This window comes from Sediminicola sp. YIK13 (assembly GCF_001430825.1).
In the GTDB taxonomy this organism is placed as follows: Bacteria; Bacteroidota; Bacteroidia; order Flavobacteriales; family Flavobacteriaceae; genus Sediminicola.
Genome location: NZ_CP010535.1, coordinates 2,362,400 through 2,387,478, shown reverse-complemented (window position 1 = coordinate 2,387,478; position 25,079 = coordinate 2,362,400). Strand labels below are relative to the sequence as shown.

19 protein-coding genes are annotated in these 25,079 nt (G+C 40.3%); 4 read left to right on the top strand and 15 right to left on the bottom strand.

Annotated elements, in window-relative coordinates; all coding sequences use genetic code 11:
- Positions 1-2 precede the first annotated feature (2 nt).
- The 5 genes from pafA to SB49_RS10555 form a co-directional block, all read right to left on the bottom strand.
- Positions 3-1,694, bottom strand: coding sequence for an alkaline phosphatase PafA (gene pafA, locus SB49_RS10575; RefSeq protein ID WP_062056379.1), 1,692 nt, complete (start codon positions 1,692-1,694; stop codon positions 3-5).
- Positions 1,695-1,932: 238 nt separating this feature from the next.
- Positions 1,933-2,646 (bottom strand): DUF6090 family protein, encoded by a 714-nt coding sequence (locus SB49_RS10570; protein ID WP_145758380.1) that lies wholly within the window; start codon positions 2,644-2,646, stop codon positions 1,933-1,935.
- Positions 2,647-2,752: 106 nt separating this feature from the next.
- Entirely contained in the window at positions 2,753-4,033 is a 1,281-nt protein-coding gene (locus SB49_RS10565; RefSeq protein ID WP_062056374.1) for a DUF6090 family protein, read from the bottom strand.
- A gap of 15 nt (positions 4,034-4,048) precedes the next feature.
- Positions 4,049-4,804: a DUF6090 family protein gene (locus tag SB49_RS10560; RefSeq protein ID WP_062056372.1), complete on the bottom strand. Its 756-nt coding sequence runs from the start codon at positions 4,802-4,804 to the stop codon at positions 4,049-4,051.
- 160 nt (positions 4,805-4,964) lie between these two features.
- Positions 4,965-5,393, bottom strand: coding sequence for a VOC family protein (locus SB49_RS10555; RefSeq protein ID WP_062056370.1), 429 nt, complete (start codon positions 5,391-5,393; stop codon positions 4,965-4,967).
- Positions 5,394-5,682: 289 nt separating this feature from the next.
- Between SB49_RS10555 and SB49_RS10550 the strand changes: the two genes are divergently transcribed.
- Positions 5,683-6,015 carry a single-stranded DNA-binding protein gene (locus SB49_RS10550; RefSeq protein ID WP_062059113.1) on the top strand — a complete coding sequence of 111 codons (333 nt, stop codon included), beginning with the start codon at positions 5,683-5,685 and terminating at the stop codon, positions 6,013-6,015.
- A 72-nt stretch (positions 6,016-6,087) separates the two neighbouring features.
- On the opposite strand, the gene SB49_RS10545 is transcribed toward SB49_RS10550, so the two are convergent.
- A complete protein-coding gene (locus SB49_RS10545) occupies positions 6,088-7,644 on the bottom strand; it encodes a M20/M25/M40 family metallo-hydrolase (RefSeq protein ID WP_062056369.1) in 1,557 nt (518 codons plus the stop codon).
- A gap of 161 nt (positions 7,645-7,805) precedes the next feature.
- Between SB49_RS10545 and SB49_RS10540 the strand changes: the two genes are divergently transcribed.
- Positions 7,806-8,246: a hypothetical protein gene (locus SB49_RS10540; RefSeq protein WP_062056367.1), complete on the top strand. Its 441-nt coding sequence runs from the start codon at positions 7,806-7,808 to the stop codon at positions 8,244-8,246.
- A gap of 319 nt (positions 8,247-8,565) precedes the next feature.
- On the opposite strand, the gene SB49_RS10530 is transcribed toward SB49_RS10540, so the two are convergent.
- The 7 genes from SB49_RS10530 to SB49_RS10500 all read right to left on the bottom strand — a co-directional run bounded on the left by SB49_RS10530 (position 8,566) and on the right by SB49_RS10500 (position 18,822).
- Complete coding sequence (locus tag SB49_RS10530; protein ID WP_062056365.1) at positions 8,566-9,399, bottom strand: phosphatase PAP2 family protein; 834 nt, start codon at positions 9,397-9,399, stop codon at positions 8,566-8,568.
- Positions 9,400-9,420: 21 nt separating this feature from the next.
- Positions 9,421-10,323 carry a histone deacetylase family protein gene (locus tag SB49_RS10525; protein ID WP_062056362.1) on the bottom strand — a complete coding sequence of 301 codons (903 nt, stop codon included), beginning with the start codon at positions 10,321-10,323 and terminating at the stop codon, positions 9,421-9,423.
- Between the two features lie 28 nt (positions 10,324-10,351).
- Positions 10,352-12,475, bottom strand: coding sequence for a Tex family protein (locus SB49_RS10520; RefSeq protein ID WP_062056360.1), 2,124 nt, complete (start codon positions 12,473-12,475; stop codon positions 10,352-10,354).
- A gap of 338 nt (positions 12,476-12,813) precedes the next feature.
- The gene (locus tag SB49_RS10515; RefSeq protein WP_062056358.1) at positions 12,814-13,173 is read right to left on the bottom strand and encodes a GIY-YIG nuclease family protein; all 360 of its coding nucleotides are present in this window, start codon (positions 13,171-13,173) and stop codon (positions 12,814-12,816) included.
- Positions 13,174-13,366: 193 nt separating this feature from the next.
- A complete protein-coding gene (gene metG, locus SB49_RS10510; RefSeq protein ID WP_062056356.1) occupies positions 13,367-15,436 on the bottom strand; it encodes a methionine--tRNA ligase in 2,070 nt (689 codons plus the stop codon).
- Between the two features lie 144 nt (positions 15,437-15,580).
- Complete coding sequence (locus SB49_RS10505) at positions 15,581-17,272, bottom strand: DUF1501 domain-containing protein (protein WP_062056354.1); 1,692 nt, start codon at positions 17,270-17,272, stop codon at positions 15,581-15,583.
- 11 nt (positions 17,273-17,283) lie between these two features.
- On the bottom strand, positions 17,284-18,822 hold the full coding sequence (locus tag SB49_RS10500) for a DUF1800 domain-containing protein (RefSeq protein ID WP_335337875.1): 1,539 nt from the start codon (positions 18,820-18,822) through the stop codon (positions 17,284-17,286).
- A 165-nt stretch (positions 18,823-18,987) separates the two neighbouring features.
- Here SB49_RS10500 and SB49_RS10495 point away from each other — a divergent pair, with 165 nt between their 5' ends.
- On the top strand, positions 18,988-19,347 hold the full coding sequence (locus tag SB49_RS10495; protein ID WP_062056352.1) for a YraN family protein: 360 nt from the start codon (positions 18,988-18,990) through the stop codon (positions 19,345-19,347).
- A gap of 257 nt (positions 19,348-19,604) precedes the next feature.
- Entirely contained in the window at positions 19,605-20,264 is a 660-nt protein-coding gene (locus SB49_RS10490) for an aspartate kinase (protein ID WP_062056350.1), read from the top strand.
- Between the two features lie 16 nt (positions 20,265-20,280).
- Here SB49_RS10490 and SB49_RS10485 read toward each other — a convergent pair whose 3' ends face one another.
- Positions 20,281-21,606: a TlpA family protein disulfide reductase gene (locus SB49_RS10485; protein WP_062056348.1), complete on the bottom strand. Its 1,326-nt coding sequence runs from the start codon at positions 21,604-21,606 to the stop codon at positions 20,281-20,283.
- Between the two features lie 64 nt (positions 21,607-21,670).
- Positions 21,671-25,048: a transcription-repair coupling factor gene (gene mfd, locus SB49_RS10480; protein ID WP_062056346.1), complete on the bottom strand. Its 3,378-nt coding sequence runs from the start codon at positions 25,046-25,048 to the stop codon at positions 21,671-21,673.
- Positions 25,049-25,079: the final 31 nt, after the last annotated feature.

The following is a 25,079-nucleotide window of genomic DNA, read 5'->3' as shown; positions in this document are numbered from 1 at the left end:
CATTATTCAAAAAGTTCTGACAATGGTTTTCCCTGTGAGGAACTGGGTAGAGAAATATTAAGTAACATCGATAGACTAGGAGCTATATCTACAGGGTGTACAGGCCTTACAGATTCCCCTTTGGTAATGCCTTTTCCAATCCAAATCAAAGGAACTTGGGTATCGTACGAATATCCAGATCCATGTACCGTACCATTCACATCGTCAACGTCAATATTGGGATTGGGATGTATAATGGTGCCGGAGGTATAGGTTATTAAAATATCTCCTGACCTTTGTACATGATATCCATTTTGAATGGTATTACGAATTCCTTCTTCGTATACCTGTGTTTGAAGGTCATCCGCAGTCAAGGCAAGGGAAACCCCAGGTAAGGTCATTAAAAAATTTGCTGCGTCTTTCTGAATGATGGGGAAGGATAATTTTTTTTCGTCAACGGTAGTTTTATTTAAATACAGGTTATTTCCATTTACAGTAGTAATCCAAGATGCATTTCCATATTTAGCATCCAGAAATGCCTCTAATTTTCGCCCATCGTCAGTAATTCTAGCAATAGCGGCATCTTGCTGGTTATCTTTCAAAAAGGATACATTCTCTATGGCTCCATGGTCGGAAGTTAGGAATAGGGTATAGTTTTCCTTTCCTATATCGGTGTCCAACGCTTTAAAAAGTGTAGCAATATCCTTGTCCAAGCGCAGATAAATATCCTCCATTTCAACTGATTGAGGACCAAAAGTATGTCCAATAACATCTGGTACGGAATAGCTCACGTTCAGAAAATCGGTGTGGTCATCCTTACCCAATTTTTCTTCCTGCATGGCGGTGATCGCAAATTCGGTCAATAAGGTGTTTCCTTTAGGGGAAATCCACAATAATTGAAATTCAGTGCCATTTTCCCGATACTTTTCCCTCATGGTTTTAAAATCATAGGGAAATGTTGGGCTGGGTTTTTCCCCTAATGAGGGCTCATAACTATTGTCATCCGGTGCGCTCAAGCCATAAGTTTCAATGGGATAAAGGGTATTCCAAGTTTCATTTAAATAGGTATCGGATTTTTCTTGTTTGTTGAATTTGGTCACCCAATTGGGAACGTCCTTCATATAATAACTACTACTCACAAAATAACCTGGACTAGATTCCCAGTCATGCCAATAAACACCGTCGGCAGATTTTCCACCGGGCAAAACAGCACCTCTATCTTTAATTGATATACTTATTACCTTAGATTTGAAGTTGCTCCCCTTTTTTAATTCATCTGTGATGGTAGAGGCTAGAAGGTTTTTTGGAGAGGTCCCATAAGGGTTTTCCACAACCGAGCCTATTATTTTTTCTTGATTGTCCTGGACATTACCTATAACACTTTTGGTGTTCCTATCAAACCATGAATTCCCAATGATCCCATGATAAGAGGGCGTTGTACCCGTGTAAATGGATGCGTGACCGGGTGCAGTTTCGGATGGGATATAATTGACATTTGTATTTTTAAAATTAAAACCTTCACGTAATAAACGCTTAAAACCGTCTTCGCCATATCTTTCCTGGTACTTATAGAGATAATCTGCCCTCATTTGATCAATAATTACCCCGACCACAAGCTTTGGAGATTCGTTTTGCTGTGCTAAAGCTGAAGTAGAAAAGAAAGCAATTGAAATTAATATTAATGTAAAACAGTATAGCTCAAAGATGTTGCGCATGGGTATCTCTTTAAATATTTTATCATTTCATCTCAAATGTACATTAACTAGGTGCAACATCTTCCATGATTGCCTCAACAATTTAAATGGAATTTGTTGTATGTAATATCGATATATTCCCAGTGATTTCAAAAACTAGAGCTTTTACTCATGATAATTTAACCACCAATGAATCAAGCGTTTAACCATTCGATAAAGCCGGAAGCCAGTTTTGTTTATAGCTGTTATCGTGGTTCCGTTATTTTTTTTCTTTCGTTATTAAATTTTGTAGCTCTTCAATTGTCCTAATACCATTCTTAATTTTATTGATTCCAGAGGCATAATTGTCACGATGTAATTTTAAGATATTTCGTTCTTTTGACGGTTTTAGCAAAACGCTATAATCTTTTAGTTCAATCGATTTTTTAAATTCAAATTCAACTGTTTCTTCAAATAAGATAGGGATCCAGTGTTCATTAAAAGCTAGTTCGATATCGTTTGTTGATTTAATCATTCTCAAGGCCTCATCGTCATAATACTTCCCTAGTAAAAATCGTAATTGTTTATTTGAAATTCTATCCAATCCATTCGATTTTAGTACCTCATAAGCATTGGTTAGAGGTTGAAACCTATCAAACTGAATTACTGAACCAAGCCAAATTTTAATACTATCCTCAGTTTTTTGGGATTCCTCTGCAATTAATATTTTATTGGAAGCGGAGATGGCTTTATCGAAATTTAATTCAATTTTTTTCAAGACCAACAAATCGCCTTTTAAATTTTCCTGAACCTGATTAAGAATTTCCTTTTCAAATATGTCATTTTTTTTATTTTCGTTTAGATTGTTTAATTGAAGCGCAATTAAAATCCCTATAACCACAAGGATAATTTCACCGATTGCATAGAGCAGGTATTTGCTAAATTTATTTTCAGACAACAATTGTTGTCTAATATGTCTGAAGAACTTTATCATATTATTTGTTTTTTTGGCTAGAACACCGTCTGGCTCTGTATTATTAAAGGTCTGTCGTACCTATATTTTCGGCACCTTAAATAATTTTTAATTGGTATGCCATTCGTTATTTTTTTAAAAATTCTAAGTTCCTAATGCTTAAACTTTGTTGGCCATTAAGAAATACGAAACTTGTGACAACAAATAAATCCTTTAAATCAGCGGTTTTAAATTTTGAAAGCGGAATCTCGTAAGTTTTCCATTCGTTTGATAGCGTTAAGAAAACCCTGCTTTCTGAACCATCATCTGCATCATTTGAATCTTTTAAAGCTATGAATACGGTTTCCCCACCAGTAGCACCTTTTAGTTCTAATTTGAGTGATCTATAATCTGAATAGTCTTTTGATGGTCTTTCTATCATTGCATTAGATGGATGCCTAAAATAAGCAACCGACCATTCTGTATCAGGCACATGAAAATCCATTTTGTTTATTTCAGGAATCATAATTACAGGTTCGCCATTAAAAGAAGCATATCCGCTATCAAAAAAACCTGTTGGAGCTCCATTGGAAACTATTTGAGAATAGCCTTTTGTGCTTTTAGGGTTAAATATGTTATCCAAATTTTTTAATGCCACGGAATCAAGTGAATTGATGTTGTTTTCAATCATTCGTACAATTTCGGCACCGATAATACTGAGATTGTCGTATTTTATTACTAATTCAGGTCCTCTGTCATAAGTTTGATTGTACAATGATATTGCGGAGGGATGAAACAGCATTTCTTTTAAATAGGGCTGCAGTTCAATTAATTCATTTTGATCACCTATGTAATCCGGATAGTTTAAATAAATTAGTTTTTCAAAGCCCTGTCTAGAAAGATCACTATAAGAATTCTTAAGAATTTCATTAAAATCTTTTTCTTTGGTATTTATTTCTTGAACCAGATTGTAATATTTGTAAATAAGATTTTCTATATCCTTACCTTTTAATTTACTTAAATATCCAGAATTTTTAATGGATTCGAATCCACTTAAATCTGCATTGAAATACTCGAAATTGGATAATATGGATAATGCTTCAGATCCAAATTTGACATCTTTTCTTTCTAAAAAATCGGAATTTGTTAGTGCAAAAGTCAAATGTGGAATTCGTGCAATAATATTTTTTCTAGTGGTTTTTAAGTATTCTAAATTTTTAATATCAACTTTGATATTTTGAGATATACTGGTTAAATATGCCGATAAGGAATTTTGTTCTAGTTTGTTCTGATTCCAATTATTTATTTGAAGTGCAATAAGTATACCGATGACAACTAATACTATCTCGCCAATTGCGTAAAGTAAATATTTACTGAATCGGCTTTGGGCCAACAGTCTTTTACGGATTTTTCTAAAAAATTTTATCATTGGATTTTACCTTGCTTATTTCTTTGTTTCCTTTTCAATTAATTCAATGATTAGATCTGTGTCATTAATCAGGTTCTTGAGTTTATTGATAGCGTCTTTATTTATCCAATAGTGCACTGCGGCATTGTTGATATACTCATCTTTTTTATCTTTCAAATGATTCGCCAAATCGGATTGATTTTGCTCTCCAAAAAGAAAAGCCGATTCAGGTTCAAATCTCATAATGCTATTGTTGTAGGTGAATGGTGCATCATTCGGTAAAGCCCATTCCGTTCCAATACTGATCCACTCCGCTATTTGTTTATGTTTTGCATAATGTTTAACCAGTTCATTGCGCAAATCTGCATTGCGTATGTCCTTTAAGTTTCCTGTACTGGATAGGTCCTCAAAAGTTGAAGTTGAAGAAGAAAATATAGGATAGATGCTTCCGTATCCAAAATAATTATTGGCAGCATCAACGAGCTCCTGGTCTTTAGGTTTAGTTGAGTTTAATGCCAGGGATAGCTGTTCTATTGTTTCAATTCCTTTTTCTAAATCTGCAATATTATTTTTGAAAGTATTAATGTCATCTTTATTTTCAGAAAGCAGACGATTTAGGTATAAAGTTTCTTGTTCAGCCGACTTGCGGTTTTCATTTGCATTGTTTATTTGTAATGCAATCAATATCCCTATGACAACAAGTATTATCTCGCCGATTGCGTACAATATGTATTTGCTGATCTTATTTTCGGTCAACAGATTTTGTCGAATATTTCTAAAGAATTTTATCATTTTTCAGCTTTTTGATCTATCCCAATAGCAATCGGGACGGCATGAAGCGTAGCAACCCAATGGGAACTTTGATTTCTTTTACATTATCGGCAATAGTTATTTTAAATTTTTTTATTTCATTTGTCCCTCAAAGTAGTGCGACTTATATCATAATTCGAATTTATTCCGAAAGATTAAGTTGCCATGAAATGCCATATTTGTCCTCACACCATCCGAATTTTTTACCAAAGCCGTAATCGCCAGAACCCTCATAATTGTCGAGGGGGACCATAATCTGGCCGCCATTTGAAGAAAGTTCTTCGAATAAGGTTTGTATCTCACTTTCAGAGTTGCATGTAACGAAAAGGGATACCCCTGGTGTAAAAGTCCATGGGTGGTCATAATTACTTTCGGAAACCATGTACTCTGTACCATTTAATATAAAAACACCATACTTAATAAGTTCCGGGGTCCCGCCAGCTTCTCCTTCTGCGTATTTGATTATGCTTTTGATTTTCGAATTTGGAAATACAGAAGTGTAGAAATTTATGGCTTCTGCTGCCTTTCCGCATTGATCACCCACAAATGTTAGAAATGTTGCTATTTTCATTTTTTTGAAATTTTGTTAAAATGAAATTTATCGTATGTAATTACTGCCAACAATTGAACAAGGCCGTGATATTCAGGCATATCCATTAGTGTTCTCTAAATATAGAAAATAATAGGCCACAATAGGTTGGGTTGCCAATAATTATAAAAGGACTACAAACGACTACAAACGTTTGTAAACGAAAGTAACTATTTCCAAACCGAGTGCAGCGCAAAAGGGGTGGTAGGTTTGTACCGTCGAAACATAGGAACTCGATAGTATGAACTGTAAAACCATTAAAATTAAAATTATGAACGCACTTAGAAACAGAGTACAGTTGATTGGAAACTTGGGGAACGACCCAGAAATTGTGAACATGGAAAGCGGTAGTAAACTCGCTAAATTTTCCATAGCCACCAACGAGACGTACAAAAACACAAAAGGGGAGAAGGTAACGGACACCCAATGGCATAACGTCGTTGCCTGGGGCAAGACGGCCGAAATCATTGAAAAATACCTCGTCAAAGGGAATGAGGTGGCCATAGACGGGAAGCTTACGTCCCGCTCCTATGAGACCAAAGAAGGGGAAAAGCGGTATGTGACGGAAATTAAATGCAATGAACTGTTGATGTTGGGCAAGTAGTCCTCAAAACAAATAAAAGCCCCACAATGGATCTTCTCCTTGTGGGGCTTTTTTATTGGTAGTTGTCAGTGGTTATTCGTTTTTTCCTCCGTCACGATTTGGTGATCTCATTGAAGGCCATTCTCTTTGTTCCCCAGTTCTTGGATTGGTATGCAGTACCGCCTTTTCCCTAGAAGTCCTATCAGGGTCCTCACTGGCCATATAGGCCAAGATGGCGGTCAATATGGCATTGTTCCTCACATCGTCAAACACAATTTTATCATAGGTATCCAAATTGGTATGCCAGGTATAATCAAAATAGCTCCAATTCAATGAGCTCAAAGAAAATGCAGGGGCACCGGCAGCCACAAAAGAGGCGTAATCAGAACCTCCTCCTGCGGGAGTACCTGGAAAGGTAGTTTCAATTTGTTTTGTGATGGACTCCGGTGCAGCTTCCAACCAACGGCCCATATAATCATAAGAATTTAAAAAGCCTTGGCCAGAAATTCGAACCACCCTTCCCGTTCCATTGTCCTGGTTGAACAAGGCCTGCAATCCTTCAACGATTTCGGGATGGTCTTCCACAAAGGCACGGGACCCGTTCAACCCTTGTTCCTCACTGCCCCAATGCCCTACAATAATGGTGCGTTTTGGGTTGGGATAGATTTTTTTAAGGATACGGGCTGCTTCCATCATGGTAATGGTCCCTGTACCATTGTCCGTAGCCCCAGTAGCTCCGTCCCAAGAATCGAAATGGGCAGAAAGGATGATGTACTCATTGGGTAATTCCGTCCCTGGGATGGTAGCAATGGTATTAAAGGTGGGCACGGTCCCCAATTCCTTGGACTCGGCCATCACTTTAATCATGGGTTGTTCGCCATGTTCCACCATTCGGTACAAAAGGCCGTAATCTTCCAGGGAAAGATCCACAACCGGAATCTTCTTGGTGTTCGCACCGAATATTTTATTGGCGCCAAAACCTTCTGACCAACGGGATTGGAGGATTCCAATTGCCCCAGCAGCCTCCAAGGCCTCATTGATGTTTCTAGTGGTATATCCTGTTTTTTTATAGCGTTCTCTCCATGCTTCGTTCAGGGAATTCCTGTCTTGCTTCATTTTTTCAAAAGACTCCTCAGTAGCATACTCTTTCCAATTATAATCGGGCCTACCGGTAGGCTCCATCATGGAGACCATTACAAATTTTCCCTTCACATTGGGCAACCATTTTTGAAAGGCCAACGAGTCGGCTACATCAGGAATAATCATCATGCCTGCAGTAAGGCCTTTCTTTGGGGTACTTGGACTCCAGGCCAATTGCATGCCACTTAGGCTCACTACCCTTGGGGAAACAAGATCTACATGGGTAATACCGCGTTCCCATCCGCGCCATTGCCCCCATTTTTCATTTTCGGCGGCAATGCCCCATTGGGCGTATTTTTGAACTGCCCAATCATGGGCTTTTTTCATTTGTGGGGTACCCACCAAACGAGGGCCGATGACATCCATAAGTTCATGGGCCAAAGGCTCCAATTGAGAATTTTCATTGGCCTCTTTTACTATTTTATCGACAATTTCTTGTGTGGTCTGGGCAAAGGCGATGATGCCCTGTAGCATAAAAAGCACTACTAGGAATGGTAAACTTTTTTTCATGGATATTGGTTTGTTAAAAGTTGAATTCACTAAGATAGTAATTTAGTTATCTAGTTAAAAAAGATAAATCGCTATGGTTTTTTCAAGTAGGGTTTTTTCTTTGTTGGTTGTTATTCTAATAGAAGCACAATATTAATAAAGAAGAATTTTAATTTTTTGATATGAAACAGATACAGACGTTATTGGCCATAGGATTGTTCATAGGTTCATTTTCCACCTTTGCGCAGCAAGGAGAAGTAAATGAGGAACAAAAATTGTCCTATTATGAGCAAAGGGCTCAACAGGATGCCCAGTATGAACAAGAATTGAGAGCGGAGAATGAAGAAGAGGCGGAAGAATTTTGGGAAGACCAACAGGCCTATGAGAAAGGATTAAAGAAAAGGGATAAAAAGGCCTATAAGGCCTATATGAAAGGCAAAAGGGATGCCTATGAAGAGCATGCCGAGCATTGCCACCACCATCACCATAGTGCACACTTCTACTATTATGCCGACCATTACTATAGTTCCCCGAGGTATTATAGGAGTTCCCCCAGAAGGAGTACTATTAGCACAGGAGTTAGGGTTGGTGCACCCAGGGTCCGATTGGGAATTGGATTGTAAAGAAAAAGAAAAGAAGAAAAAACACCGTCAATTGGCGGTGTTTTTGTTTTTATGCCGCCCGTTCTTTTATTAAATCAAAACAGGGGCAGCGCTTACATCTTTTGTCCTCTGACTTTTTATATTTTTCGCAACATTTGGTTTTGCAACCTTTTGGTGCCAAAGCTTTAAGAAGGGCTTTTTGCTCTTTTTTTAGCGCTTTCTTTCGTTTTTTTTCTTCCTTTTCGGTCTTGCTTTTTCCCAATCTGTTTTGCTTGATCAATGAAAGACAAAATTACTTATTTTGAATCAATCCAAATAAGGAGTAGTGTTAAAATTTGCCTTAAAAGCGTAGGGTAACGCCCATTGTTCCTGGACCAAAATTAAGGTCCCAACTGATATCCTTTGTTTGGTCGTTGTATTTTTCATCATATTTGGAGTCTAAATAGCGGTCTATGGATTCTACCGTAAAAATACTGATGGCCACACTTACGGCTACATCACTAAGCCAATGTTGTCCGTCCCAGATTCTGGAGATTCCAGGGATAAGTCCTACGGAATATATTCCTGCCTTAATCCAAGGGCTCTTAAATTGCTTGGCAATGGCATAGGCATTGGTAAAGGCCAGCATGGTGTGTCCTGAAGGGAAAGAATGGAAATTTCTACTAGAGTTAAATGGGTCAAAGGTATCCTTGCCCAAGTCGGCTACAGGACGTGCTCTCCCTACTACAGATTTTAATACCTGTTGCAATAGCCCTGAAGAGGATGCCGAAGCAATCAGTAAAACCCCTGTTCTTCTCAGCTTTTCATTTTTCAGCGCCAATCCTGTAAGATAAACTCCCGCTGTGGCCATATAATTGTTTTCTGGATTGCCGTAGAATTCGCCATATTCCCTTAAGAATTTGGGAACATCTTGCTGGCGATCCCTAAAAAATCTTGAGGTATCGTCATCAATAAGGTACAATGCTCCCGTTCCTCCAACTACACTACCAAAGGTAAGCCACTGTCTTCCTTCCCAATGTAGTGGTCTAGAATAAGAATGCCCTATTCCTTTAATGATAGTGCCCATATCATAGGTGAACATGTTCCATCTCCTTTCTTCGGAAGAGGTATCCATCTCTTGTCCGATCAGATGCAAGGAGGACAGAAATAAGGTCAAAATAAAAATATTCTTCATACTCAAAAGCTTCTTTTTAGTTTAAAAGTACAGTTCTTTTGCCACACGAAAAGTGTTCGCATGGGCTTCAAGGATAATTTTAAGGTCGGGAGAATACCCACCCCCCATGGAACACTGAACAGCAATCTGATTTTTTTTACAGGTTTCTAAAACAAAAAGGTCCCGTTTTTTACATCCTTCCAAAGTAAGTGCCAAGGTGCCCAATTTGTCCGTTTCAAGAATATCAACCCCGCATAGGTAAAAGATAAAATCGGGCTTAACATCTTTGATCAATTTGGGTAGGATGTCCTTCAATAGGGATAAATATTCTTTGTCCTTTATACCTTTCTTCAGGGCGATATCCAAGTCGGATTTTTCTTTGCGAAAAGGATAATTTCCTTCCCCGTGCATGGAAAAGGTAAAGACAGATGGGTCATCCTTGAAAATTTCTGCGGTTCCATTCCCTTGGTGCACGTCCAAGTCCACAATCAATATTTTTTTTGCCAGGCCCTTGGCCTGTAGATAGCGGGCACCGATAGCCTGATCGTTGAGCATACAAAATGCTTCTCCGCGATCCGTATAGGCGTGATGCGTTCCTCCGGCAATATTCATGGCAATACCATGCGCTAAGGCATACTCACTTCCCTTCATGGTTCCGTCTGCTATGATCTGCTCCCGTAACACAAGGTCTTCATTCACCGGAAACCCTATTTTCCTGGCTTCCCTTGGGGGGATTTTCATATTGAGCAGGTCATAAAAATAATCTGGATCATGAACAGCCACTATATATTTGTCATTGGGAATATCGGGTTCAAAGAAATCTGAGGGGGAACAGGTGCCTTCCAGAATCAATTGTTGGGGCAGAAGTTCATATTTCTCCATAGGGAACCGATGTCCTTTTGGAAGGGGATGGGTATAAATTGGATGATGTGCTATTTTAAACATATGGTAAAACGAAGGAATACTATAATAGTTATTTGTGCAATGCCAATTGTATTCTTTTACGGGCAACATCCACCTCCAATACCTTAACGATAACCTGTTGGTGTAGACTTACGTGTTCGTTGACATCTTTCACAAAAGTATCGGATAAGTTGGAGATATGGATAAGGCCGCTTTCTTTGATTCCTACATCCACGAAGCACCCAAAATTAGTTATGTTATTTACGATTCCAGGTAACAACTGTCCTTCCCTTACATCGGTTATGGTTTTTATATTCTGGTTGAAGGTGAATACCTTGGCCTTTTCACGCAGGTCCAATCCAGGCTTTTCGAGTTCTTGGATGATGTCTTTAAGTGTGGGCAAGCCTATGGTGTCGGTTGTGTAGGCATTTAAGTCAATGGTCTGTAGTTCTTTTTTGTTACCGATGAGGTCCGATATGGCCACCCCCTTGTCCTTGGTCATTTGTTGCACGATGGCGTAACTCTCTGGGTGCACGGCCGAATCATCCAACGGATTTTTTGCGTTTTTGATGCGCAGAAAGGCGGCTCCCTGTTCAAAGGCCTTTTCCCCTAATCGCGGCACCTTTTTTATGGCGGCCCTGCTCGGGAACGGTCCATTTTCATTTCTGTAGGCGACAATATTTTCTGCGAGTTTTGGTCCAATCCCGGATACATAGCTCAACAAGGAAATACTGGCGGTATTGATGTTCACCCCCACAAAATTCACGCAGCTTTCCACAACGGTATCCAGGGAATTTTTAAGTTTGGTCTGGTCCACATCGTGCTGGTACTGCCCCACGCCTATTGATTTGGCATCTATCTTTACCAGTTCGGCCAAAGGATCTGCCAAGCGCCTCCCTATGGAGACTGCGCCCCTAACGGTCACATCGTAGTTGGGAAATTCATCCCGGGCAATTTTGGAAGCCGAATAGATAGAAGCTCCCGCTTCACTGACCACAAAGACTTCTATGGGATTTTTAAATTGGATGCGTTTGATGAGCTGCTCCGTTTCTCTGGAGGCCGTTCCATTGCCAATGGCAATAGCCTCGATTTTATAAGCATCCGTTAATGAACTGATCTTTTTAATGGCCCCAGAGGTGTCATTTTGAGGGGCATGGGGGTAGATGGTCTCATTGTGCTCCAGATCTCCCTGGGCACTTAGGCAAACCACTTTGCAGCCTGTTCTAAATCCAGGGTCGATGGCCAAGATCCTCTTTTCCCCTAGGGGTGAGCCCAACAATAATTGCTTTAGGTTTTTGGAGAAAACACCAATGGCCGCTTCGTCTGCTTTTTCTTTGGCCAATTTTAGGGTTTCATTGGATAGGGAAGGCAAAAGAAGTCGCTTGTAAGCATCTTGTACCGCCAATTTAATTTGTTCCGAACAGGAATTGTTGGTTTTAATGATTCGGTCCTCTATTTTAGAGATGGCCTTGTCGTCATCAATTTCAATTTTCACCCTGATAAACCCCTCGTTTTCGGCCCTTAGAATGGCCAAAAGTCGATGTGAGGGACATCTGCTTAGGGATTCGCTCCAATCAAAATAATCCCGAAACTTCTGCGCCTTTTCATCCTCTTTCTTTGTGCCGATCACTTTGGTGGTGATCTGCGCAAATTTCTCCAGCTGATTTCTGATTTGGTTTCTTATGTCCAGACGCTCATTGATCCACTCAGAGATGATGTGTCTTGCACCTTCAAGTGCGTCATCCTCGTTTGGGACATCCTTGCTTACATATTGGGAGGCGATATATTCTACTTCCGCTGCGTTTTGGGCCATGATAATTTTTGCCAACGGCTCCAAGCCATTTTTCCTCGCGGTTTCTGCTTTGGTCTTTCTACTCTTTTTAAAGGGCAGGTAGATGTCCTCCAAGGTCACAAGGTCATCTGTGGCCTCAATGGTTTTTTTGAGTTCAGGGGTCAACACTTCCTGCTCCTCCAAGGCTTTCAGAATGGCCTTTTTACGTTTTTCCAACGCTTCATATTGTGCCTTGAACGTAACAATATCCCCAATCTGTACCTCGTCCAGGTTTCCGGTACGTTCCTTTCGGTAGCGGGATATAAAAGGCACGGTGCAGTCCTCATTTAAGAGGGCAACCGTGTTTTCTATACTTTTTATAGGCAGTTGGGTGTGTTTGGCAATGTAGGGGATCAGTAGCATACTATTTTAATTTGTCGGTTCGAGCGCAGTCGTGACCTTTTCGCTATAAAGACCTCTCGACTGCGCTCGAGGGGACGTATGTTTTATATTAAGCAGCAAGATAATAAGTGATGTTTGAAAAATGTGAATGTTGGCAAAAATTTACGAGCTTCTTTTTTGATTGGCCTATGGGTTGTGCTTTACATCCTCTCTTAAACAGGGACTTGATTTAGTTTTGTCAGGTCGAGCGCAGTCGAGACCTCCTGAATACCTCTCGACTGCGCTCGAGGGGACATCCTCAACTTTTAATGCTTTAAGCTTTGTCGAGTCAAGCCTTTTTGCCATAACAAAACTGGACTTCATTTGGTTTTGTCAGGTAGAGCGGAGTTGAGACCTTGATTTTGCTCATCTGGGTTGTAATCGGAATGGGTAGCATTTCTGGATTCAGCTAAAATTTGTAACAAATCAAATTCTCCAGATGCCAATGCCAATTTCTTTTTTGCGCTCCATTTCTTTATTTTTTTCTCAAAATGAATGGCTTGTTCAACCTTATTGAATTCTTGTTGAAAAATTAATCTAACGGGTCTTCGTTTAAAAGTAAAACTGAAATTGTTCATTCCATTTTCATGTTCCATTATTCTTCTCGCCAAATCATTTGTGATTCCGGTATAGGTTAACCCATCTGAACATAGCAAAATGTAGACAAAATAGAGTTTCATGTATTTGAATTAAGAGTAACCGATAGACCTCTCGACTGCGCTCGAGGGGACATCCCCAACTTTTTATGCTTTAAGGTTTGTCAAGTCAAGCCTTTTTGCCATAACAAAACTGGACTTCATTTAGTTTTGTCAGGTCAAGCACAGTCGACACCTCCTGAATACCTCTCGACTGCGCTCGAGGAGACAAAAAATACTAATTGATAGTCTCTCCATTACTGACACCATCAGTGTCTGGGTTAACGAAAACAAGTTTTCCATCTGTATTTTCGGTCATCAGGATCATGCCCTCACTATCCACACCTCTAAGGGCTCTTGGGGCCAAATTAACCAAAACGGTTACTTTTTTTCCTATGATCTCCTCAGGGGTAAAGCTTTCGGCTATTCCTGAAACAATGGTACGCACGTCCAAGCCGGTATCCACTTTCAATACCAATAATTTCTTGGCCTTCGGCATTTTTTCTGCTTCTATGATGGTGCCCACACGCATATCCAATTTTGTAAAATCGTCAAAGGTGATCGTGTCTTTTTGTGGTGTCGCTTCCTTGTTCATCTGCTCGTTCGCTTTTTTTGTAGCTTCCAATTTGTCCAATTGCTTTTGTATGGTTTCGTCCTCTATTTTACTGAACAATAGTTCCCCTTTGTTGATTTGGTGACCGCCCGGTAAAAGATCTTCTTTGGTCCCTACATCCTTCCACTCCAAATCTGTATCAATGGCCAACATATTTTTTAGCTTTTTGGCCGTAAAAGGCAAGAACGGTTCACTTAGAATAGCCAAGGCAGATGCAATCTGAAGGGCAACGTACATAATGGTCTGAACCCTTTCTTCATCTTGTTTGATTACTTTCCAAGGCTCTTCATCTGCCAGGTACTTATTCCCTAAACGCGCCAGGTTCATTAGTTCCTGACTGGCTTCACGGAAACGGTAGCGTTCAATGGAACTCGACAGGATGGATGGATATTTTTGCAGTTCGGCCAAAGTTTCCTTATCCACATCTGTAAAAGTTGATGGATTGGGAACCACCCCTTCATAATATTTATTGGTCAAAACCACAACGCGGTTGATGAAATTACCAAATATGGCAACCAGTTCATTATTGTTTTTGGCCTGAAGGTCTTTCCAGGTAAAATCGTTGTCCTTGGTCTCTGGTGCATTGGCGGTAAGGGTATAGCGCAATACGTCCTGCATATCTGGGAAATCTACCAGATACTCATGTAACCAGACGGCCCAGTTTTTAGAGGTGGATAACTTGTTGCCCTCCAAATTCAAAAACTCGTTGGCAGGGACATTTTCCGGCAGGATGTAATCTCCGTGTGCCTTTAACATGGAAGGGAAAATGATGCAATGGAAAACTATATTGTCCTTTCCTATAAAATGAACCATTTTGGTATCCTTTGCCTTCCAATATGGCTCCCAGTCCTTTCCTTCCCTTGCGGCCCATTCCTTGGTGGATGAAATATAGCCGATAGGGGCATCGAACCAGACATAAAGCACCTTGCCTTCACCACCTTCCACGGGAACTGGAATCCCCCAATCCAGATCTCGGGTTACGGCTCTTGGTTTCAAGCCATCGTCGATCCAGGATTTACATTGCCCATAAACATTGGGTTTCCAATCACCTTTATGATCCTCCAAAATCCATTCCTTTAGGAAGTCCTCATACCTGTCCAAAGGCAAAAACCAGTGTTTGGTTTCTTTCATGGTGGGCACTCCCCCAGATATCGTGGATTTGGGATTGATAAGATCTGTAGCATTCAAGGTAGATCCACAGTTCTCACATTGGTCACCATAGGCCTCTTCATGCCCACATTTGGGACAGGTTCCGGTTACAAAGCGGTCCGCCAAAAATTGTTTGGCTTCGGCATCGTACAATTGTTCGGTAACCTCTTCGATAAAATCCCCTTTTTTGTAGAGAGTCTGAAAGAATTCCGATGCGGTATCGTGATGTACTTTTGCAGATGTCCTCGAGTAATTATCAAAGGAGATCCCAAAATCTTCGAAAGATTGTTTGATGATCCCGTGATATTTATCAATAATTTCCTGAGGGGTAACCCCTTCTTTTTTCGCCTTCATGGAAATGGCCACCCCATGCTCGTCACTTCCACAAACAAAGGCTATGTCCTTTCCTGTTAAACGGAGGTAGCGGGAATATATATCCGCAGGCACATAAACCCCAGCCAAATGGCCGATATGAATGGGGCCGTTGGTATAGGGTAGGGCTGCGGTAATGGTATATCTAGATGGACTTTCTTGATTCTGAGACATCAAATATGAATTTGGGCACAAAAATAAAGATTTTTGTCAGGCCGTAACCTACAATAGTTCAAAAAAGAAAGGCCTTCTGCCTGCTATCACGTTCTATCACGAAATTACATTTGGCAAAAGGCCTTTTTCATAAGTAGGGGTAGTTTATACGACCATGACAGATTTACTCATCTTTTGGTCCTGTACTTGTATTCTGTAAATGTATTTACCAGCTGCCAAAGATAGGGACATACGTTCTCTAATATTTATTTCGGTAGACCCTTCAAACATCATTTCATTGAATACAGTACCTAGGTTCTGGCCAAGGATATTGTACAATTGGATGTCCACATGGGCACTAAAAGGCATTTCCAAATAGATATGTGGGGCCTCTTTGGTAGGATAAAAAGGTTTGTGAACAATAGCGTTCAGCAATTCTGGGGTTGGATCTTCTCCAACGGGTGTTGGTAGTGTTGGTTCACCATCACTATAAACGACGTCCGGGAATTCCACTCCGCTACAATTAAAACCAAGGTTTACCGGGGCATAGGGGTGGTTCAACAAGTGCTGTTCCACCAAAGGAATGGGGACACAAAGCCATTCTGCCAAAACAGTGGCATATAGGTCCCTAAAGTCCATCGTATATTCCAAATTCCCCCGCCCATCTGGATTGTCCAGGGTAGGGTGGTCACCAACAAAGGCACTGCCATTTAGTCCAGACCCAAAAAATAGGGTAGGAGCTGCCTTGCCATGATCGGTTCCATTGGAACCATTTTCAAAGATCCTTCTTCCGAACTCTGAGAAGGTCATACTCAATACTTTATCGTCTTGTTGGGTGAAGCCCAAATCATCGTAGAAATTATCAATCGCAACGGATAGGTTGGTCATTAACCTTTCATGTGCCAAAGGCTGGTTTCCGTGGGTATCAAATCCACCCATGGAGATCATATATACTTTGGTGCCCAAATTTCCCTTTATCAAGCGGGCCAAAAGGGCCAATTGACGGGCAAAGCCATTGTTTTGGTATTCTACCTGATTTTGTCCCCTTTCATAGGCTGCATGGATTTTACCTGAATATTCATAGGTGGTATTTGCTACTCCCCTAAGGAATTTCAGTTGGTCTCCATACATACAGTCATTAAATAGGGTATCATCCAGGCTGTATTGTTGTCCTGTTTCCGCAATTTGCTCCAATTGATCAATGTTATTGGTGACAAAGGCGTAGTTGGTCTCTTCCCCTTGGAATACCAAACTACCAAACTGACCAATTTGTATGGCCGCTGGGGATTCTGGTGGGTTGACCAGATAATCTGGATAGATGTTTTCAAAATGACGACCCATCCATCCCGTATTCAGCCCACTAAAACCAGTGGTGGTCAAATCGGTATTGGCAAAGATATCGGAGCCTGTAAAATGGGAGAGACTCTGTCCTTCATATCCTACCCCGTGAACAGCCTTAAACTGTCCGTCTGCCCACATTGGCTGCAAGGACCTCATATAGGAAGGCACACCAAATTCATCAGTAAGCTTTAAAATCTTGCTTTCAGGAATGTAGATATTCGGCCTTGCATTCGCATAGGCATCGTATTGTTCAATGGGGATGACTGTACTTAGTCCATCGTTTCCACCAGATAGTCTAATAAGGATAAGAATATTGTCCGTTTCCGCCATATTTATGGCCGCCGTCAACGGCGAAGGGGCAGAGGCCGTAAGAAAATTACTTCCCAACATCATAGAACCCGATCCTGCAATTCCCAGGGCCTGCATAAAGGAACGTCTACTCCAAAATTTGTGTTCATGGTCGTGACCGTCTTTATCGTTATGGTGATTTATAGGGATATGTATATTATTGCACATGGTCGTAGGTTTTATTTTAATTGGAATTCTGGTTGTCTGGCTAGGTGTTGTAACAGAAGATAAACTTGGTAGGGTACCTCCGGGCTGATGTCCAACATCCAAAGACCTAAACCTCCTTCTATATAATCTGAACCGTAGTATTCTTGTGGAACATCCTCTATTGTAAATGCAGAAAGGGCATTGTTGAAATCTGCCTCGGTCAATAAACCTTTTGGGGTCAGTTTGTTCACGATGGCCTCCACCACAATCCTGGGATTACTGGTGCCGCTATTACCTGGGCCTACAGCGGCCACGGCAAAAGCACGGAACTGTTCCGCATTGTAACCATAAAAGCCATCAAACATAAATTCTAGTGAGAGCCATCTCCCGATCATGAAATTAGTATTGATCCACGATCTGTCCCTTTGCCAACCGGCAACATCCACCGGGTCAAAAAGCTCTTGACTCAACATTCTGGTCGTTTCAATAATTTGGCTCATGACACTATCATCATAGAAGAAACCTGTTTCTTTTAGCAAATTCAAGAACAGATCATAAGGGCTTTTTATTATTACCCCAATGGCTTCATCGTCAAAAAAATGCTGGCTTTTGAAAAGTTGTGATAGTACTGGAGCAATCTCAAAGTTACTTGAGACCATTGTAGTTGCCATGCCATCTATAATAGTTTGCGCATTTCCCGCATCATCATTAGAATCTGGGTGCACAAAGAACTCATATAGTTTGGTGCAAATATAACGGGCTATTTCATTGGGTCTTTCTTGGAAGAGAATATTGATCACATCATCATATCCCCAGTTTCCGGTCTGCCCCAAAATGGTCTTACTCCCTGTATCGTGTTTGGTGGGGTCGAAGGTCACTGGGGTGCACCCAATCTCACCTCTTTCCACATATCCGGTCAACGCTCTGGCGGTTTCAATAATATCCTGTTCCGAATAGCCATTGCCTTCCCCTAATGAAAAAAGTTCATAGAGTTCACGGGCATAGTTCTCATTGGGTCGGTTACTATTATTATAAGCTCCATCCAAGTAGAACAACATGGCATTGGTAAGACCAATTTCATGCACAAAGGTCTTAAAGTTACCAATAGCGTTTCGCTGTAGACAGTCGGTATAATAATACAAAAATGAATTACAGTCGTACACATCCAATTCCGTAACAAAATGGTTGCTCCAGAAAAAACTGAGACGGTCTCTAAGGTTGTTGTCGATTAGGCCATTGGCATAGGCCAATTTCCATTCTCCAATTTGTGAATTTCGAAGGGCACGACGCGCATCGTCATCCTCGGGATAGTTACTATTGTTCCAATCTGCCCAAGTTGGTGCGGTCAAAGGTGTCATGTTTACAGCCTCATTGATCAAACTGTCCACTAAGGCTGTTGCAGATTGTCCTACCGCCTGATCTATGGTCTGAAAAGAAGCGCTAAACCCCAGTCTTCTGTACAAATGCGCAGCTTTCATCTTATCCAAAGGTGCAGTATAAGTAGCTAAACTGGAGGTATTACAATTAATAAAGAATTCCATGGTGTTTGTGGCGTTGTTATCTAGGTTCATAGTTTTGGGGATACTAATAAACGTTTAAAAGCTATTGTATAGTATTAGTAATCAGCTAAATTCGTTGAATCGGCATTTAAATTACGTGCATAAAAATTATTTAGACGGTGAAGTGCGTATATTTTCGACCAACTGCACTTAATTTTAGCATATATAGAATTTATTATGGGGAAACATAACGAATTTGGAAAGGTAGGCGAGCAAATTGCAACCGATTATTTGATAGCCAAGGGCTATACCATTAAATACCGCAATTACAGATATTTAAAAGCCGAAATTGATATTGTAGCCTTGAAAGGCTCCGATTTGGCAATCATTGAGGTCAAATCCAGAAGCACCAATTTTATCGCCAATATTGCGGAAACGGTAACTACAAAAAAGAAGCAATTGCTGGTTATGGCCGCTGACCACTATGTGATGGAAAATGATCTGGATGTTTCAGTACGTTTCGACATCATTACCATTTTTAAACAACAAGGCACCTTTAATTTGGAGCATCTTGAGGATGCTTTTTATCATTTTTAATCTATTAGTTACGGGGTGTTTGAGATGGTTATACCTTGATAGGAAATGGTTGCTTTTAAGTATTGATATTCCTACTATTGGAAAAACCTTTAAGTCTAGGAATTTCACAATTATTGACCCTATATTTTGCGCATTAATTTGCGAACGGACGATTTCGACTGTAATTTATTCAAAACGACGACTTTATGTGAAATTGAAATTGTTTTATTTGTAACAAATTGTTATATTTGCAGGCACAACCAAACCATTGCATTAAAATGAAAACAATTTCATCTGTCGTAGAGGAGTATATCAAAAAGAAGCCCTTCCTTCAAAGTGCCCTCGCCCAAGGAATCATCAATCTCACCTCCCTTTCTAGGCTTGTTAGGCCGGAAATAGAAGAAGAATTGGGAAAGGATATCAGGAATGGTGCTATTGTTATGGCTTTAAAAAGGCTTTCTGATGATTTGGAATTTAGGGCAACCCATAAAATAATCAAGGTACTTAAGAATATTGGAGAAATCACCGTGCGTTCTTCCCTCACCGATTTTACTTTTTTGGTTTCAGAATCAATTCTAGACAACCAGACACAATTAATAAAGGAAGTCAACAAAAATAAGGATGTTTTTTACACTTCCTCACGGGGCGTCAATGAAATGAACATTGTGGTCAGCAACCTGTTGGACGATACCGTACAGGAGCTGTTCAAAAATGAAAAATGTACCCAAAAGGCAACCAATCTTTCTTCCATTACCGTTAAATTGCCGGCGGAGAACGTATCCGTACCCGGTATCTATTACTTTATTTTCCAGCGCTTGGCTTGGGAAGGGATTGTATTGTTCGAGGTCATTTCCACCACTAATGAATTTACTATTATAGTGAATGATGAGCAGGTTGATACAGCCTTTAAGACGATTAAGGATTTAAAAGCCCTTTAGTAGCATCAATCCGCTCCTATTTTTTTAAAAAGGATAGTAATTCGTCCAAATCAGAAGGTTTGGCCACTATTCTTTTTTGGGCGTCCAAAACAAAATAGGTAGGGGTTTGATGCACATTATAAAGATAAACATATTCATTTTCCCATTTTCCCAAGCCAAGGACATGGGTAAAGCCGGTCAATTTTGCAGATTCGGCCTTCCATGATATGTCGTCATCCTCCAAGCCTAAGGCCAACACTTGTGCTTTTTTAGAATCCTTCAATTCCGTATATAACTCAGGGACCTCCTTTAAGCAATGGGAACAGGTGCTGCTCCAAAATAGCACCACGTAGTTCTGCGCTCCAGAAAGGTCACTCAGTTTTCTGTCTGTTCCCTTATCTTTCCAACGAATTTCCGGTGCCATGGCTCCTATTCTCAGACGATTGTCGAGCTCAATTTTATCTGTTATGTCCCGTATTTCTTTTTGCGCATTGGTTTTGGATAAAGGAAGCAGATAGTTGTTGTAGATAAGATCAGAACTAGTACCCATTTTTAATTTGGTGGTCTCCAACCATAATTTTTCAAAAAGTCTTGCTTTAAATAAGGCATCTACACCTATAATTTTAGTATTTAAAATTTTGAGATTTTCCTGTACTTCTTCCTCCTGCGCAAATTCCGTTAAATTTGATGATGCCGATGAAAAAACAAAGGTTCCTGCCTTGTCCATTAAAAAACCTGAACTTTGCAGGATTGGGTTATTAAAATCCAATTCATCAAAAAAGTGTTCTTTTTTCGATAGTTCATATTGTTCGGGGGATTCCTGTTGTAATGGAATGTATGGCCTATTGGCTTTGATAAAGTTGTGGGCGATCATCCCTTCGGATTTAGTTTCAAAGGAATATTGTGTTTGTTCTAAATCATTTACGATCGCATTAAATTTTGCCTTTTCTTTTTGTCCATTGGCATAATAATCAGCCAATTTTTTTTCTGCCGCATTTATCTCCTTAAGATAGGCCAGATAGGTGCCATTTTCTTCGGAGGATGTAAAGGACACTCCATTGGAGGTATTAAACGCAAGTTGGATATCTTCCTTCCCGCTATAGATCACATCAAAATAAAATTCATCAGTAGGTATGGCATAGACCATTCTATACAAACCTGCTTCGGCCGTTTTTGGCATTACCAACTCCAAATTTCCATTTTTTACGGGACCTGCTGTCACATATTCTTGGCTGCTAGGTTTTAATTGATAGGCCATTACCCATTTAAAATCTGCAGAAGGTGAAAATGGACCGGAAATGGTATGTTGGGCACATAAGCTTGTACCTGCGATTAAAAAGAAAAATAGAAGTGATTTATACATATATTGTAATGTTCAAAAACTGTTCCAAGAAATAGGTGTTATATATCAACATTCTTCGATGTTTTTAGGAAACAGGTTCCGGTGTTTTTGCAAAAGGTTGAAATGCTTTTAATGCTTTGTCCAAGGACTTTATATTTTCAAAAACCAACAATAGACGAAGACCGCCACGGGTTTGTTTTTCCTTTATTTTGCACAAATGGGCATTTGTCTGCACAAATTGAAGTACTTGGGTAAAGGAGGTGCTTCGGTAAAAGGCCGACTGCTGGTCAGAAATAAAATACCCGATCATCTTGCCCTGTTTTAGGACCACTTTTTCAAGGCCTATACTATTGGCAATCCATTTGATACGTACGGAGTTCAAAAGGTCTTCGGCCTGTGAGGGCAACTCCCCAAAACGGTCTACAAGTTCAGTTTCGAATTTATGGAGTCCAGCTTCATCTTTTATTTCGTTTAGCTCCGTGTATAGATTTAAACGTTCAGTTACGTTATTGATATAGTCATCTGGAAAAAGAAGCTCAAAATCGGCATCTATCTGGGTGTCTTTCACAAAGACTTTTTCCCTGGCGTTTCCACCGATTTCTTCATACAAATCCTTAAACTCGTTTTCTTTCAGCTCCTCAATGGCTTCGTTCAGGATTTTTTGGTAAGCATCAAATCCAATATCATTGATAAATCCACTTTGTTCCCCTCCCAAAAGGTCTCCGGCACCCCTGATCTCCAAATCTTTCATGGCAATATTAAAACCACTGCCCAGATCGGTGAATTGTTCCAACGCCTGGATGCGCTTACGGGCATCATTTGTCATCACATCATAAGGAGGGGTAATGAAATAACAAAAGGCCTTTTTATTGCTTCGGCCCACACGTCCTCGCATTTGATGCAGGTCGCTCAAACCAAAATTATTGGCGTTATTAATGAAGATGGTATTCGCATTGGATACATCCAACCCACTTTCTACAATGGTTGTGGAAACAAGTACATCAAATTCATTGTTCATAAAGGCCAGCATAAGTGATTCCAACTTTTTACCGTCCAATTGCCCATGGCCAATACCAATTTTGGCATCTGGGACCAGACGTTGTATCATACCAGCTACTTCCTTGATGTTCTCTATTCGGTTATGAATGAAAAATACTTGTCCGCCTCGTTGTATCTCATAACTGATCGCATCCCTAATCGTTTCTTCATTAAAGCGGATGACCTCACTTTCTATTGGATATCTGTTGGGTGGAGCCGTATTTATGACCGAGAGATCCCTGGCCGCCATCAAACTGAACTGTAGGGTCCTAGGGATAGGTGTGGCTGTAAGGGTAAGCACATCCACATTTTCCTTGATGGACTTAAGCTTGTCCTTTACGGCAACTCCAAATTTTTGTTCTTCATCAACTATTAATAGACCCAGATCTTTAAACTGTACCTTTTTGTTTACCAATTGGTGGGTGCCTATGATAATATCCACTTTCCCTTCCCCCAACCGTTCCAGGGTGTCTTTCTTTTCTTTTGCCGTTCGGAACCTGTTCAGATATTCTACAGTTACTGGCATTTCCTTTAATCGTTCATTAAAGGTCTTAAAATGTTGAAATGCCAGAATGGTGGTAGGAACCAGTACAGCGACCTGTTTGCCATTGTCCACCGCTTTAAAGGCGGCACGTATGGCCACTTCTGTTTTGCCAAACCCTACATCTCCGCATACCAAGCGGTCCATTGGACGTTCGCTTTCCATATCTCTTTTAATATCCTCTGTAGATTTGCTCTGATCAGGGGTGTCCTCGTAAATAAACGAGGCTTCCAATTCGTGCTGTAGATAACTGTCCGGGGCATATTGAAATCCTTTTTCCAGCCTTCGCTTTGCATAAATTTTAATGAGGTTGAAGGCGATTTGTTTTACGCGTGATTTTGCCTTTTCCTTTACCTTCTTCCAGGCCCCAGATCCCAATTTGTAAATTTTGGGTTCCTTGCCGTCTTTGCCATTGAACTTTGAAATTTTGTGAAGGGAATGGATACTCACATAAAGGATATCCCGCTCTCCGTAAACCAGTTTAATGGCCTCTTGCTTTTTGCCTTCAACATCAATTTTCTGTAGGCCTCCGAATTTCCCAATACCATGGTCTATATGGGTTACGTAATCCCCAATTTCCAATTTGTTGAGATCCTTGAGGGTAATGGCCTGTTTTTTGGCATAACCATTTTTAAGGTGGAACTTTAGATATCTTTCAAATATTTGGTGGTCCGTATAGATCACTATTTTTAAATCATCGTCTATAAAACCTTGGTACAATGGGAATACCACTGTCTGGTAGTGCACCTGTTTGCCTACTTCATCAAAAATGTCGTGGAAGCGCTTGGCCTGTTGGTCCGTGGCACAAAAGATATAGTTGTTATATCCCTTGTCATTATTATCGTTGAGGTTTTCAATCAACAGATCAAATTTCTTGTTGAAAGAGGGTTGTGGTTTGGTATTAAATGTGATTATTTCAGGTGGACTTGATCTCAGGTTCTTGTTAAATTGGGTGCCAACCTCAATTAAACTGTAATCATTCAATTGTTCTTTTAGAAAGGAGGAACTTACGAATAATTCCTTTGGTTCCCCATGTTTGATATCTTCCGAAAGTGTTTTAAAAGCTTCTTCTGCCTTGGCAAAAAGGGAGTCCATACGGTCGAATAGAAGGTCCAAGTTTTTAGCAAAGACCACCGTATTGGCGGATATATATTTTAGGAAACTTTCCCTGGACTCGTCCAGAAACTTGTTTTCTACATTGGGGATGATGGTGATTTTTTTGACCTTAAGCGTAGATAGCTGCGTCTCCACATCAAAGGTTCTAATACTGTCTACCTCATCACCAAAAAATTCAATGCGGTAGGGCTCGTCATGGGAAAAGGAAAAGACATCCACAATACCACCCCTTACCGAAAATTCCCCAGGTTCGGTTACAAAATCGACCCTTTTGAACTTGTACTCAAAGAGCACTTCGTTCAGGAAATCCAATGATAGGGTGTCCTCTAATTTTATTTTAAGGGTATTCTTGTCGAGCTCCTTTCGGGTGACCACCTTTTCAAACAGGGCGTCAGGATAGGTGACAATAATTGCGGGCTTTTTTCTGGAATTGATACGGTTGAGAACTTCAGCACGTAGCAACACATTGGCATTGTCCGTTTCCTCTATCTGATAGGGTCTTCTATAGCTTCCAGGATAAAATAGCACATCCGATTCTCCTACCAGTTGCTCGAGGTCATTGAGATGGTAGGCAGCTTCTTCCTTGTCGTTTAAGATCAATAGAAAGGGAGCCCCGGCATCGTGGAATGCCTCTTTAACCGCAAAGGAAAGGGCAGATCCGGTAAGGCCTTTTAATCTGATATGTATTTGGGGATCGGCAATAGATTTTCGCAGTTTCTGGAGTTGCAGAGACTGTGAAAAAAGTTGAGGTGCAATTTTTTTACTCAAGAGTAAAATTTTTTATGCAAATATAGGCACT

Coding starts and splice junctions, on each gene's coding strand:
- SB49_RS10550 (WP_062059113.1), top strand. CDS start 5,683: ATGAACGCACTTAGAAACAGAGTACAGTTGATTGGAAACTTGGGGAAC.
- SB49_RS10530 (WP_062056365.1), bottom strand. CDS start 9,399: ATGAAGAATATTTTTATTTTGACCTTATTTCTGTCCTCCTTGCATCTG.
- SB49_RS10525 (WP_062056362.1), bottom strand. CDS start 10,323: ATGTTTAAAATAGCACATCATCCAATTTATACCCATCCCCTTCCAAAA.
- SB49_RS10565 (WP_062056374.1), bottom strand. CDS start 4,033: ATGATAAAATTTTTTAGAAAAATCCGTAAAAGACTGTTGGCCCAAAGC.
- SB49_RS10555 (WP_062056370.1), bottom strand. CDS start 5,393: ATGAAAATAGCAACATTTCTAACATTTGTGGGTGATCAATGCGGAAAG.
- SB49_RS10485 (WP_062056348.1), bottom strand. CDS start 21,606: ATGTATAAATCACTTCTATTTTTCTTTTTAATCGCAGGTACAAGCTTA.
- SB49_RS10495 (WP_062056352.1), top strand. CDS start 18,988: ATGGGGAAACATAACGAATTTGGAAAGGTAGGCGAGCAAATTGCAACC.
- SB49_RS10505 (WP_062056354.1), bottom strand. CDS start 17,272: ATGTGCAATAATATACATATCCCTATAAATCACCATAACGATAAAGAC.
- SB49_RS10520 (WP_062056360.1), bottom strand. CDS start 12,475: ATGCTACTGATCCCCTACATTGCCAAACACACCCAACTGCCTATAAAA.
- SB49_RS10500 (WP_335337875.1), bottom strand. CDS start 18,822: ATGAACCTAGATAACAACGCCACAAACACCATGGAATTCTTTATTAAT.
- SB49_RS10545 (WP_062056369.1), bottom strand. CDS start 7,644: ATGAAAAAAAGTTTACCATTCCTAGTAGTGCTTTTTATGCTACAGGGC.
- SB49_RS10540 (WP_062056367.1), top strand. CDS start 7,806: ATGAAACAGATACAGACGTTATTGGCCATAGGATTGTTCATAGGTTCA.
- pafA (WP_062056379.1), bottom strand. CDS start 1,694: ATGCGCAACATCTTTGAGCTATACTGTTTTACATTAATATTAATTTCA.
- SB49_RS10570 (WP_145758380.1), bottom strand. CDS start 2,646: ATGATAAAGTTCTTCAGACATATTAGACAACAATTGTTGTCTGAAAAT.
- metG (WP_062056356.1), bottom strand. CDS start 15,436: ATGTCTCAGAATCAAGAAAGTCCATCTAGATATACCATTACCGCAGCC.
- SB49_RS10490 (WP_062056350.1), top strand. CDS start 19,605: ATGAAAACAATTTCATCTGTCGTAGAGGAGTATATCAAAAAGAAGCCC.
- SB49_RS10515 (WP_062056358.1), bottom strand. CDS start 13,173: ATGAAACTCTATTTTGTCTACATTTTGCTATGTTCAGATGGGTTAACC.
- SB49_RS10560 (WP_062056372.1), bottom strand. CDS start 4,804: ATGATAAAATTCTTTAGAAATATTCGACAAAATCTGTTGACCGAAAAT.